The sequence below is a fragment of the Kribbella sp. NPDC002412 genome (assembly GCF_053592935.1).
In genome coordinates, this window is sequence record NZ_JBSFBL010000007.1 from 185,131 (window position 1) to 197,334 (window position 12,204).

14 protein-coding genes are annotated in these 12,204 nt (G+C 68.6%); 8 read left to right on the forward strand and 6 right to left on the reverse strand.

Going from position 1 to position 12,204, the window contains the following annotated elements:
- Positions 1-74: 74 nt before the first annotated feature.
- On the reverse strand, positions 75-953 hold the full coding sequence (locus ACWCOV_RS08550; RefSeq protein WP_449828591.1) for a sigma-70 family RNA polymerase sigma factor: 879 nt from the start codon (positions 951-953) through the stop codon (positions 75-77).
- Positions 954-1,033: 80 nt separating this feature from the next.
- On the opposite strand from ACWCOV_RS08550, the gene ACWCOV_RS08555 reads away from it, so the two are divergent.
- From ACWCOV_RS08555 to ACWCOV_RS08575, 5 genes are all read left to right on the forward strand, one after another.
- Positions 1,034-1,828, forward strand: coding sequence for a glycoside hydrolase family 16 protein (locus ACWCOV_RS08555; protein WP_449828592.1), 795 nt, complete (start codon positions 1,034-1,036; stop codon positions 1,826-1,828).
- Positions 1,829-1,976: 148 nt separating this feature from the next.
- Complete coding sequence (gene trpD / locus ACWCOV_RS08560; RefSeq protein WP_449828593.1) at positions 1,977-3,023, forward strand: anthranilate phosphoribosyltransferase; 1,047 nt, start codon at positions 1,977-1,979, stop codon at positions 3,021-3,023.
- Positions 3,023-3,979 carry a sigma-70 family RNA polymerase sigma factor gene (locus ACWCOV_RS08565; protein ID WP_449828594.1) on the forward strand — a complete coding sequence of 319 codons (957 nt, stop codon included), beginning with the start codon at positions 3,023-3,025 and terminating at the stop codon, positions 3,977-3,979. Before trpD ends, ACWCOV_RS08565 begins: the two co-directional genes overlap by 1 nt.
- A gap of 58 nt (positions 3,980-4,037) precedes the next feature.
- Complete coding sequence (locus ACWCOV_RS08570; protein WP_449828595.1) at positions 4,038-4,808, forward strand: YybH family protein; 771 nt, start codon at positions 4,038-4,040, stop codon at positions 4,806-4,808.
- Positions 4,809-4,844: 36 nt separating this feature from the next.
- A complete protein-coding gene (locus ACWCOV_RS08575) occupies positions 4,845-5,567 on the forward strand; it encodes a GntR family transcriptional regulator (RefSeq protein ID WP_449828596.1) in 723 nt (240 codons plus the stop codon).
- Here the strand turns inward: ACWCOV_RS08575 and ACWCOV_RS08580 are convergent.
- The 3 genes from ACWCOV_RS08580 to ACWCOV_RS08590 all read right to left on the reverse strand — a co-directional run bounded on the left by ACWCOV_RS08580 (position 5,564) and on the right by ACWCOV_RS08590 (position 8,273).
- Complete coding sequence (locus ACWCOV_RS08580) at positions 5,564-6,580, reverse strand: hypothetical protein (RefSeq protein ID WP_449828597.1); 1,017 nt, start codon at positions 6,578-6,580, stop codon at positions 5,564-5,566. The two genes, ACWCOV_RS08575 and ACWCOV_RS08580, sit on opposite strands and share 4 nt — an antisense overlap.
- 274 nt (positions 6,581-6,854) lie before the next feature.
- Entirely contained in the window at positions 6,855-7,616 is a 762-nt protein-coding gene (locus tag ACWCOV_RS08585) for an alpha/beta fold hydrolase (RefSeq protein ID WP_449828598.1), read from the reverse strand.
- A gap of 84 nt (positions 7,617-7,700) precedes the next feature.
- Positions 7,701-8,273 (reverse strand): TetR/AcrR family transcriptional regulator, encoded by a 573-nt coding sequence (locus ACWCOV_RS08590; RefSeq protein ID WP_449828599.1) that lies wholly within the window; start codon positions 8,271-8,273, stop codon positions 7,701-7,703.
- Positions 8,274-8,450: 177 nt separating this feature from the next.
- Here ACWCOV_RS08590 and ACWCOV_RS08595 point away from each other — a divergent pair, with 177 nt between their 5' ends.
- Positions 8,451-9,032 (forward strand): hypothetical protein, encoded by a 582-nt coding sequence (locus tag ACWCOV_RS08595; protein WP_449828600.1) that lies wholly within the window; start codon positions 8,451-8,453, stop codon positions 9,030-9,032.
- 52 nt (positions 9,033-9,084) lie between these two features.
- Here ACWCOV_RS08595 and ACWCOV_RS08600 read toward each other — a convergent pair whose 3' ends face one another.
- Positions 9,085-9,573, reverse strand: a complete 489-nt coding sequence (locus tag ACWCOV_RS08600) for a DUF1269 domain-containing protein (RefSeq protein ID WP_449828601.1) — start codon at positions 9,571-9,573, stop codon at positions 9,085-9,087.
- Between the two features lie 300 nt (positions 9,574-9,873).
- Between ACWCOV_RS08600 and ACWCOV_RS08605 the strand changes: the two genes are divergently transcribed.
- Positions 9,874-10,665: a class I SAM-dependent methyltransferase gene (locus ACWCOV_RS08605; RefSeq protein WP_449828625.1), complete on the forward strand. Its 792-nt coding sequence runs from the start codon at positions 9,874-9,876 to the stop codon at positions 10,663-10,665.
- A 540-nt stretch (positions 10,666-11,205) separates the two neighbouring features.
- Positions 11,206-11,484 carry a hypothetical protein gene (locus tag ACWCOV_RS08610; RefSeq protein ID WP_449828602.1) on the forward strand — a complete coding sequence of 93 codons (279 nt, stop codon included), beginning with the start codon at positions 11,206-11,208 and terminating at the stop codon, positions 11,482-11,484.
- Between the two features lie 287 nt (positions 11,485-11,771).
- Here ACWCOV_RS08610 and ACWCOV_RS08615 read toward each other — a convergent pair whose 3' ends face one another.
- Positions 11,772-11,903, reverse strand: a complete 132-nt coding sequence (locus ACWCOV_RS08615) for a hypothetical protein (RefSeq protein ID WP_449828603.1) — start codon at positions 11,901-11,903, stop codon at positions 11,772-11,774.
- Positions 11,904-12,204: the final 301 nt, after the last annotated feature.

Genomic DNA, 12,204 nt, shown 5'->3' on the forward strand with positions numbered 1-12,204 from the left:
CCTCGCCATCCGCTCTCACCCAGACGTCGAAGGACCCCAGCCGAAATTGACACACCCGGCAGAAGTTTCTTGGTTCAGGCGGGGACAGGGAGCTCGGCGAGGCGGTCGAGGTCGGCGAGGATGTTGATTTCGGTGATTTTGTTGTTGACGACGACCAGGTCCATGACGCCCATCAGGCGGCCGTTGACGATGGTGGCGGCGCCGGGGAGGCCGTTGACGAGGGTGGGCTCGGTGTAGGGGGCCATCCGGCTGAAGAGGAGGGCCTGCTCGACGACGGCGCGGGCGCCGCGGACCAGCTTCGAGACCGCTGGGCCGGCGAACTCCACGGTGGCGTCGCCGGCGTCGGCGCGCAGGACGACGTCGGGGTCGAGCAGTGCGAGCAGGGCCTCGAAGTCGCCGCCGCGCGAGGCGGCCAGGAAGGCGTTGACGATCTCCCGGCGGCGGCCCGGATCCCCGTCACCCGCGGGCGCGCCTTGCACCCGCCGCCGGGCCCGGCTGGCCAGCTGCCGGGTCGCGGCCGGCGACTTGTCCACGATCTGCGCGATCTCGTCGAAGCTGACGCCGAACATGTCGTGCAGCACGAACGCGAGCCGCTCGGCCGGCGCCAGAGTCTCGAGTACGACGAGCAGTGCGAGCCCGATCGCGTCGACCTCGACCGCCTGCTCCTCCGGTCCCGGCCCGGCGTCCTCCCGGGTCACGATCGGGTCCGGCACGAAGTCCTCCCGGCGTGACTTGCGACTGCGCAGCGTGTCCAGGCAGACCCGCGACACCACTGTGGTCAGCCAGCCACCCAGATTGCCCACGTCACTCATGTCGGTCCGGCTGAGCCGCAGCCACGCCTCCTGCACCGCGTCCTCGGCCTCAGCCAGCGAGCCGAGCATCCGGTACGCCACCGCACGCAGGTGCCCTCGGTGCTGCTCGAACTGCCGCGCCAGCTGGTCGTGGTCGTCCACTGCTCACTGTCTCCCGTCGTACGCCGTCATCTCCCTGACGGATCGCGCCACATTGATGTGACAGGGCCCATGATGGTGGCATGCCTGCCACCCGTGGTGACCTGGTGTTCGAGGACCACTTCGACGGGTCCTCGCTGGACCTGTCCGTGTGGTCGCCGTACTACCTGCCGCACTGGAGCTCGCGTACGGCGTCAGCCGCGTCGTACACGCTGGATGACTCCTGCCTCACGCTCAGCATCCCCACCGACCAAGGGCTGTGGTGCGAGGGCGACCACAAGCCGGACCTGCGCGTCTCCGGGATCCAGTCCGGCAACTACGCGGGCCCGGTGGGGAGCACGGTCGGCCAGCAGCCGTACCGCGAGGGGCTGGTCGTCCAGGAGGAGCAGGAGCCGTTCTGGGGCTGGACGCCGTACGGCGGGTACGTCGAGCTGCGCGCCCGCGCCGAGATCAGTCCGCGGTCGATGGTGTCGCTGTGGATGGTCGGGCTCGAGGACCAGCCGGAGCGGTGCGGGGAGATCTGCGTGATGGAGGTGTTCGGCGACGCGATCGTGCCGGGCGTGTCCACCGGGGTCGGCATGGGCCTGAAGCAACTGCGGGACCCGATCCTGCCGCAGGACTTCGAGGTGGTGCCGCTGCCGATCGACCTGCGCGACTTCCACAGCTACGCCGTCCAATGGCTTCCCGGCGAGGCGACGTTCTTCGTCGACGGTGCCCCGATCCGCACGTGCCCGGGCGCCCCGTCGTACCCGATGCAGCTGATGCTCGCCGTCTTCGACTTCCCCGACCGCAGCCTGGGCGACGACGCACACCTCGTCCCGACCTTCACCATCGACCACATCCGCGGCTGGAACGTCGCCGAGGAGCTCGTCGCCTGACGCTATAGTCGTTGGCATGTTCCTGTGCGCGGGCAACTGGTGGGCCGTCGACTAGACGGTCTGCCCCCGCGTACCCACCCGGCCGTCTCCTGCGAGGCGGCCGTCGTGATCTCTCCTCGTGGGCGGCCCAGCACCCCGAGGATTGCCGATGGCAACAACGTTCCGGACCTGGTCCGGGCTGATCTCCGCGCTCCTGGCCGGCTCCGACCTGACCGCCGCGGACACCGCCTGGGCGATGGATCAGCTGGTGCTGGGCGACGTGTCGCCGGCCCAGATCTCCGGCTTCCTGATCGCCTTGCGGGCCAAGGGCGAGACGGCCGACGAGATCGCCGGCCTAGCCTCGGTACTGCGTTCGCACGCGGCGCCGGTGCGGATCCGCGGACCGTTCGTCGACATCGTCGGCACCGGAGGCGACCGGACCGGCGCAGTGAACGTCTCCACGATGGCTGCGGTCGTCGCGGCCTCCACCGGCGTGACTGTGGTCAAGCACGGCGGGCGCGCTGCCTCCTCGTCCGCCGGTGGGTCAGCCGACTTGGTGGAGCACCTAGGCGTGCCACTCGACCTGTCGGCTGACGAGGCCGTGCGCGTCGCCGCCGAGGTCGGCCTGACCTATCTGTTCGCTCCACGCTTCAACCCCGCGCTGCGCCACGTGGCGGTCGTACGGCGTGAGCTGGCCGTGCCGACCGCGTTCAACGTGCTCGCACCGCTACTGAACCCGGCCGACCCGCAGCACCAACTGGTGGGTGTCGCCAACCCCCAGATGCTGCCTGTACTCGCCGGTGCGCTCGCCGCGCAAGGCCGGTCCGCACTGGTGGCCCGTGGCGACGACGGGTTGGACAAGCTGACCACTACTGGGCTCTCACGGGTCTGGGTCGTGTACGGCGGCAGAGCGTCCGAGGTGGTGTTCGACCCGCGAGCGCTCGGGTTGCGGCCGGTGTCGTTGGCTGAGCTGCGGGGCGGTGATGCCGCGTACAACGCGCGGGTGCTGCGCGGTCTGGTCGACGGTGAACGTGGGCCGGTGCGGGACGTCGTACTGCTGAACGCAGCGGCTGCACTGGCCACGCTGGAGCTTGGCCAGGGGCTGCTGCTCGAGCACCTCGCGGACTGTCTGGAGCGGTGCCGGGAGGCTGTGGACAACGGAAAGGCTGCCGAAACTCTGGCTCGCTGGACCGGTCACTCGCTAGCGTGCCCTTAATGCGTAAGCTGCTCGACGCCGCACGAGGCGGTGATCAGGACGCCTTCGGACAGCTGGTGGGGCCGTGGCGTGGGGAGCTGCATGCGCATTGCTACCGGATGCTCGGGTCGGACGCCGACGCGGACGACGCCGTCCAGGAGACCCTGGTGCGGGCCTGGAACGGCCTCGGCAGGTACGAGGACCGCGGCTCGATCCGGGCCTGGCTCTACAAGATCGCCACGAACCGCTGCCTCACGCTGATCGAGAAGCGCGGGAAGCGGGAGCTGCCGACCGACCTGAACGCGTCCTTCGAGGCCGAGTGGCTGGAGCCGTACCCGGCGCGCCGACTGGACTGGACCGCACGCCTGAATCCGGAGGCCCGGGTGGTGGCGCTGGAGTCGGTGGAGCTGGCTTTCGTGGCGTCGCTGCAGCACCTGTCTGCGCTACAGCGTGCTGTCCTGCTGCTGCGCGACGTACTGGCGTTTGCTGCGCGTGAGGTGGCCGAGCTGCTCGAGACGTCGGTTGCTGCCGTCAACAGCGCGCTGCAGCGGGCCCGTGCTGTGCTGAGCGCGTTGCAGCCCAGTCAGCAGGAGACGCTGCGAGAGCTCGGCAAGTCCGCCGAGCGTGACCTGGTACGGCGGTACGTGGCCGCGTGGGAAGCCGGTGACGTGGACGCGATCGTGGCGATGCTCGCGGACGACGCGAAGTACTCGATGCCGCCGCTGATGCAGTGGTTCTCCGGGCGGGCCGGGATCCGGCGGTTCCTGCTGGACGGGCCGCTGCGGGAGAAGTGGCGGTTCCTGCCGGTCCGGGCGAACGGGCAGCTCGCGTTCGGGACGTACCTGTGGGACCACGACCGGTTCGTGCCGGGCGGGCTGGACGTGATCTTCCTGCGCGGGTCGGAGATCGTCGAGGTGGTGTCCTTCCTGGACGCGGACTTCGCGAGCTTCGGGCTACCGGACGAGCTGCCGCGATGAGTTTGCTCGAGGTGCCGGGGTTGTAGGTGTGACAACCCTCTTCGAAAGGACTCGAGCGATGACGAACGAGCAGGAAGTCCGCACGCTGATCGAGAACTGGGTCACCGCGGTGCACGCCGGCGACCTGGACACGGTGCTCGCCGACCACTCGCCGGACATCGTGATGTTCGACGTGCCCCCGCCGTACGACGGGGTGCGTGGTGTCGACGCCTACCGCGAGACGTGGCCCGGCTTCTTCGAGTGGCAGCGGTCGGGTGCATCGTTCGCCCTGGAATCACTGGAGGTCACCGCGGGCGCGGACGTCGCCTTCGCGTTCGCCCTCCTGCGTTGCGGCACGCCCGACGAGCTCGCGGCCAACCCCGCGTCGCGCCTGCGGCTGACCATCGGCCTCCGCCGCGAGAACGGCCGCTGGACCGTCACCCACGAACACCACTCCTTCCCGCACGACGACGTACCACCCGCCGCCGCCGAGGACCAGATCCGCGCCCTGATGCACCGGTGGACCGCCGACACCAGCGCCCGCAACCTCGACGCCCTGATGCAACCCATCGCCGAGGACGTCGTCTCCTACGAGATCGACGGCGAGTACGCCGGCAAGCCCGCCGTCCGCGAAGTCTGCAAAACCGGCCTGGAATCCACCCCGTTGGAGATCACCTTCACCACCCCCAACCTCACCGTCGAGTCGTCCGGCGACCTGGCCGTCGCCTACGGCATCGACCACGTCGAGGCCGACGGCACCGACACCGAATCCCGCTCGACCCGAGTCTTCAAGCACACGGCCACCGGCTGGCAAATGATCCACCAGCACCTCTCCTACCCGGCGAAATGAGACCAGTTAGGCCAGTTGAGGTCTTAGGATGCGGGAGTGGTGGAGCGGTCGGCGGGTGAGGTTGCGTACGGGCGGCTGACGGGTGGGCTTCGGCGTGGGATCTATGCGCCGGGGAGCCGGCTGCCGGGTGAGCGAGGGCTGGCGGAGCAGCTAGGGGTCAGCCGGGCGACCTTGCGGCAGGCCCTGGTGCGACTGGCTGACGAGGGACTGCTGGAGCGGTCCGCTCAGCGCGGGTGGTTCGTGCCGGAGAAGGTCGTCGGCACGCCGCCGAGCGTGCTGCAGAGCTTCACCGAGATGGCCCGTGCTCGTGGGCTGCGGCCGACGTCTCGCATTCTCGACGTACGGGAGCGGCAGGCGAGTCTCGACGAGGCGGAGTTGCTCGGCATCGCCCCTGCCGCGCCCGTGCTGCGGGTCTATCGGCTGCGCGGGATGAACGAGATACCGATCTGCCTCGACGACGCCGTACTGATCGCGGAGCGGGCTCGTGCACTGGCCGACGTCGACCTCACCGACCGCTCGCTGTACCAGGCACTCGAGGAGACTTGCGGCATCGTGGTGGCCCGCAGCGCCTACACCCTGCAGGCCTTGATCGCCGGTCCAGAGCAGGCCGACCTGCTGGGCCTCGCCGCCAACGCCCCGGTCCTCGTCGGCCAGGAGGTCACCTACGACACGGCAGGTCTGCCCGTGTTGATCAGCCGTACGACGTACCGCGGCGACGCCTACCGCTTCCAGGCCGACCTGTACCGCCCCGGCGTCTAGGTCCGGAGCAGGTCCGCAGCAGGCATCGTCTCCCGCAGCGCCTCGACTACCTCCGGAGTCAGCGCGACCCCTGCCTCGGCCATCGCATCCAGCACCGCACCAGCCACCGGCGGCAGCGACGTCACGACCGGCACAGCCCCCGGTAGCTCGACCTGCAGCGCCCGCACGAGCTCCTCGGCGAGTGGCGACGCCTCCGCCGTCAGCACTGACCCCGACAACGCCACCGGTACGGCGTCCACACCAGGCGTGAACCCGACGCGGACAGCCGCCGTCTTGGCGTACTCGGCCAAATGCGCCGCCTGGGTCCGCACGATCTCCACTGCCACGGCATCACCCGCAGCCGCCAGGCCGTGGACGACTCGGGCGGCCTGCGCCTTGTCCTGCCACGGCCGCGATCCGACGCGTTGGGTGAAGGCGTGCCGCAGTTGCTCGACGGCGTCGTACCCATAGAGCTGCAGCAACGAGGCAGTCAGCGCAGTGTCCGGCCCCAGGCCGAGCGCATGCCGGTAAACGGCGTGCAGCGCGCGATCTCCCAGCCCGCCTGCGCCAAGCGGCTCGAGGATCCACCAGCTCGCGCTCCACTCGCGCCGCGTGGGTCCTCGCCCGGCAACAGCGGGCCCAGTCCCCGCCACGACGGCGACCCCGACACCAGACGGCTCGATGACCGGATCGGGGCGAAGCCGTCCCGGCGGAGCGGCTCCGGCAGTTCTACGAGGCGGGATCGCGAAGCGCGGTCGCTCCCGGGCGGGTTGAAGCCGATGTGTCCGTCGGGAGGCGCCCGAGGCCAGGGTGAACAGGTCGACGCCGCCGGCTCGCTCCAGGCGGCGGTCGTACTCCTCGGGGTTGTCCGGATCCGGCACCCACACGTTCTCGGGGCGGATGCCGCGACCCTCGCGTGCCGCGGATGACAACGGCTGCACGATCGACTCGCGCGCGAACCGGCGGCAGCTGTGCGGAAGATCGGGTGAGATGTACCCGAAGCCCTGGACGGACGGTTCGACGTACTCGTCCATCATCGCGATGACCAGGCCGGACAGATCCGAGCGGCGACGCCGGACGAGGGCCGCGAGGGCCGTGTAGGAGCTGACCGGGCTGCGGCCGCCAGGTCAGCCGAGCACGTAGTGCCTGCCAGGCGCCGCGCGCCGCGTCGACCCCGTCGGCGATCCGCTCCGCCAGCGCGAGACCGAGCTCGACAGGCGCCGGGAAGACGGTGACACGCATGACAGCCTTCCACTTGACCATCTAGACCCGGTGAACCTATCTGGTTCAACTGGTCTACGGCAAGGGTCAGACCGCCCGGCGAAGGATGGTCTCGGCCACCAGGTCGGGGCAGCGGAGGCTGGGGTAGTGGTCGGCGCCGGGCAGCCAGATGAAGTCGGCCTTGGGGATCCGGGCCGCGGTCGCACCGGCCACGGCCGCGAGGATCGGACGATCCTTGTCGCCGACCATCACCACGGTCGGCGCCTGGATCTCGTGCAGGCGGTCGTAAACGGGCCGCCCCTTCCGCAGGAAGTCGCCCTGGTCGAACCACGCCGGTACGGCGGCCTCCAGCTGAGCGACCACCGCCTCGTCGGCCCCTGCACCCGCCCACATCCGCAGCCCGAGCTGCACGACGCCGGCGACGTCCCGCTTCTCCGCGAGCGCTTCGAATTCCGCATCGAGCTCCGGCTCCTCCGGCATCGGGAACCCACTGACGCCCGGACACAGCAGCACCAGCGCCCGCACTCGAGCCGGATCGTCCAGCGCCAGGCTGAGCGCGGTATCCCCACCCAGGCTGCACCCGACCAGCACGACCTCCTCGAGCCCCAACTGGTCCAGCACGCTGACGAGATCCCCGGCCAACGAGAACTCACGCGTCGGCGGCGCGGACCGCCCGTACCCGCGAACGTCGTACCGCACCACTCGATGCCGCTCCACCAACCGCGGCATCACCGGATCCCACCCTCGCGAATCCCCAACCCCCGAATGCAGCAGGACCACCGGCGCCCCCGGCCCAGCCACATGCTCAGCCCAAACCTCACCACCATCAACCGGCACCCGCAACTCCATCCCCCCACCCTGCCACGCCTCGGGCTGCGTCACCCCGAGTTGCACCACGCCCCTGCGGCCGGGCTTCTTCGCTTGCGGGCTGATCTAGGCGTGCGGTTGCAGATGGCTGCGGTACGTGAGGAGGCCTTCGATCCCGCGCAGGAAGGTTTCGCTGATGGGTTTCGGGTCGGTCAGGCAGCCGGCGGACATGGCGCCGTCTCGGAGCATGACGAAGTGCCGCGCGGCGGGTTCCGGGTCGGGTTTCCCGGTGGCTGAGAAAAGCTCGGTGATCGCAGCCAGAAACCACTCCCGGTGCCGGAGGACCGCCTGGTGGACCGGATGCGTCGGGTCGGGGTACTCCGCGGCGGCGTTGAGGAACGCGCAGCCCCGGAAGCCGGGGCGCTGGATGTCGTCCGCGATGGACCGACTGACAGTTCGGACGATGTCGTCGGGGGACGCGTCCTGAGCCCGGGCGGCGTCCACCCGCGCGCGAATCGCCTCGTCGGCTTGTGTCAGGTAGGCGACGACGAGGTCGTCCTTGCTCGGGAAGTGCCTGTACAGCGTGGCGCGCGTCACCGGTGCGGCAGCGATGACGCGATCGATACCGACGGCGTGCAGGCCTTCGGCGTAGAAGAGCTCGCTAGCCGTGGTGAGCAGCCGGGACCGTGCTTCCGACATCCGCCGTCCTCTCCCGAAGTACTGCGTCGAGGTTAGCAGACAGAACGATCGGTCTTGACATTCGTCGACTTGCTCACGCAGGATCAGGTGTACCGATCGTTCTGTCTCCCGGTTCGACGGCAGCCAAGTGACACCGGGCGGGATCGTCCGCCGCTTCACCATCGAGAGAGGGACCTGATGTCCAGTTCCATCGTTGCCGGCGACCCCGGAGCCGTAGCTGATGCCACCAGCACGACCCAAGGGCTTCGGAACCTGTACTACGCCCGCTTCGGATTCGCCGTCGTCTGGGCGGGTCTGCTCGCCCTGACCGCTTCGACGCTCAATCCGGCGAGCATCACCCTGTTGGTGATCTACCCGCTCTTCGACGTCGCCGCGGCGGTGATCGACTTCCGCTCCTCGGGAGCCGCGCGTCCGAGAATCCCGCTGTACGTCAACATGGCGGTGAGTCTGCTAGCCGCCATCGGGTTGGCCGTCGCCGTCACCTCCGGCATTCCCGATGTCCTGCGGGTGTGGGGCGTTTGGGCGATCATCGCGGGCATCGTCCAACTGATCGTCGCGGTCCTGCGCCACCGGCTCGGTGGCCAGTGGGCGATGATCCTCAGCGGCGGAATCTCCACCCTGGCCGGCACCAGTTTCATCCTGCAGGCCGGCGGCGCGAAGGCGTCGGTCACCACCATCGCCGGGTACGCGACGCTGGGCGGCGTGTTCTTCCTGATCTCGGCGATCCGCATGCACCGCCACGCCGCCAAGGAGAAGTGACCCGAACCTACGACCGGCAGCCGGCGGCGTGCGCGGCCGGCGGTGTGCGCGGTCAGCGGCTTCCGAAGGTTTCCAGCAGGGTGTCGCGTTCGGCGTCGGTGAGGTTGGTGTGGACGAGTTTGCTCCCCATCCCGTGGAAGCGCTCGCCCAAGCGATCGAGATCCCCTTGCTCGGTGACGACGAACAAGGCGGACGTCCCCTCCGTCACCTCGGTGCGGATCTTCTCGAGGTCTTCCTTCCTGATGCCGACACCCTCGGTCGCCTTGCTGATCGCGCCGATCGCGGCGCCGACGACGCCACCGATCACCGGCACGAAGAAGAGCGCGCCGAGCAGCAGGCCCCAGAACGCACCCCATCCGGTGCCTCGCCAGGTCTCTTCGTGGCTCTGGTGCGTCGCCGGCTTGGACTCCCCTTGCGGCCAGCTGACCACCGCGTGGTCGAGGATCTTCACCAGCCCGTCGCCCTGAGCGTCCCGCAGCACCCGCACGGCCCGGTCGGCGCCGTCCGGATCATCGAACTTCCACACCGTAAACGCGGTCATGCCACCGCTCCTCCCCCTCGAGGCCTCGGCGTCACCGATCCCACCCGGCGACGCCCTCCCCCGAGCGTACTCCGGCAACCCCCCGATGACCGCTGGTCACGCCTGAACCACCAGTCCGCGTCTGTGGACCAGCTCAGCTGTCAACCAGCGCTTACGCACCCGCTACTCGACCACCCGGCGAGCCCGTGGGCACGTCGACGCGCGCCAATTTCGTTGAGCCCGCGCCTGTGATCGTGTTGGCTAGCGGCACCGAACTGGCAGTACGGCAGGTATCCGCTTGGCTATGGTAGGGAGTTGAACGTGCGGGACCGTGTTGACGACCCCGCTGCCCATAATCGGGCAGCCTGGGACAAGTATGTCCAGGAGGGCAACGAGTGGTCGAGGCCGGTGAGTGCTGAGGATGTCGAGCGCGCCCGCAGGGGCGACTGGTCGATTGTTCTCATCGGGCGCGAGCCAGTCGATCGCTCCTGGCTGCCGACGGACCTGACCGGCAAGGACGTGTTGTGCCTGGCCTCCGGCGGTGGCCAGCAGGGTCCGATCCTCGCCGCCGCAGGGGCGCGGGTCACCGTGTTCGACAACTCGCCCCGCCAGCTCGGCCAGGACCAGATGGTGGCGGCGCGCGACGGACTCGAGCTGCGCACCGTCCTTGGCGACATGCGCGACCTCAGCGCCTTCGGCGACGCAGCATTCGACGTTGTCTTCCACCCGGTCTCGAACTTGTTCGTACCCGACTTGGCACCGGTGTGGCGTGAGTGCTTCCGCGTCCTGCGACCGGGCGGAACTCTGCTCGCGGGCTTCCTCAACCCTGACGCGTACTTGTTCGACCACGAGGCCCTCGACGAGCGCGGCGAGCTGATCGTCGTACACACCCTGCCCTACAGCGATGTCACGCAGTACTCCGCCGAGGAACGCGCCACGAAGTTCGGCGCGGACGCCGCTCTCGAATACAGCCACACCCTCACCGACCAGATCGGCGGGCAACTCGCCGCCGGGTTCGTCCTCACCGGCTTCGCCGAAGCACCGCACCAATCCAACGCATCCGCCCAATACATGTCGCACTATTTCGCAACGCTGGCGGTCAAGCCGGCCTGACCAGCCGCGGCGGCCGCGACGGCCTTGAAGCCGGCGCCCAACCGCCGGCCAGCTGCTCGAGTCGTTGCCGGCGCACCGTCCACTGCTGTGCTCGCCGGTCAACAGCATCGGCCGCGAGCAGGTCGAACGCAGCGTAGGAGGCGGGCATCTTGGCGGCCTTGGCGCGCGCCTTGACTGGGCTGGTGACTAGGCGTTGCTGCAGCGTCGAAACTCATTCGGTCGTCTTTATCAAGGATCACGAGCTCGCTGTCGAGTACTACGCCGTCCGGGATCTGACTGAACTCTTCAGTGGATCGAGCTGGCGCATCAGGCAACTGCTCGAGCAAATGTGGCGGCGACAGTTTGGTGAGCTGGTCGGGGATCGAGTTTGGACCGCGGCGGCCCGATCAAGTTGGCTCCTACTGCGTACGTCCGGCCCGTTGGTTGTGATTTATCGCGCGCAGCGTTTGTGGCCGGTTCGTTGGGGCACTGAGGTGTGGGCTCGACGAGCCCTGCACTTGAGAAGCCAGGTGTGTTTGCATGCAAATAGAGGAGTTCCGCATGTCTGTCCACGCCACTGGCGCCCGTGTGTCACCCGATGTCGACGCTCATCCCCACCGCCGTGCCAGCACGGAGACCAAGTCGTCGTTCAAGACGACCGAAATGATCGTTTATGTGCTGTCGGTGTTCGCTGTTCTGATCGCTTCCGAGGTCATGGACGACGGCGACTTCAACGCCAAGCAGGCTTGGTTCTTCGTCACCCTGCTGACCATCGGCTACATGATCAGCCGGGGCCTCGCCAAGTCCGGAAGCCGCGATTTCTACGACGACCGCGGCTAACCATCCGCTCCCGACTGCCGCCCTGGGCTTTGCCCGGGGCGGCAGTCTGTTCCACGGATTCCGGCGGCTGCACCCGATCGAATGGACTGATCGATGTTCTTCTTCAGTAACCGGCTTGGCTGCGGCTTGTCGCTGCTGCTATCGCTCGCGGTGACCGGAGTCCTCCTGCTTGTCTTCGCTCGCTGAAGTTGTCTGAGCTGACGGCACGATCGACCACTCCGAGCAGTCCGTGCGGTGAGAGTCAGCTGCGGTCGGTCGGTGCAGTCGCCGCCCTGGAGATTCCGCCATCACTTGCGGCTGCCGTCTGGCAGCGTCTCGACATCGGCTGGAGTGAGGTCGCTGCGCTGACGGACAAGCCGCAGTGGATGTTGGTAATGGCCGGCCTGCATCGCCGCGTCCGCGGCGACCTCGACGACCACGTTGGGTTCGACCTTTGATGATCGGGGTCTTGCTGTCCCGGCCCCAATAGGTGCTGATCTCGTCCGGCCACGGATGCCGCGAGCGGGCCGCTTTCAGCAGTCTGCCGACGGCGACGGCCTGGTCGTTGCTGAGCTTCACTGTCCGACCGATCACCTCGAGTAGGGAGCCTCGGTAGCGGCCCACCACCACTACGTCCGGGCAGCGCAGCGACCCGGTCACGGCACCGACGATCGCCTCGACGGTCTCTCTGGTCTTCCACTTTTAGAGGGTTGGATTTGGTGTCGTGAACTGCCGCACTGG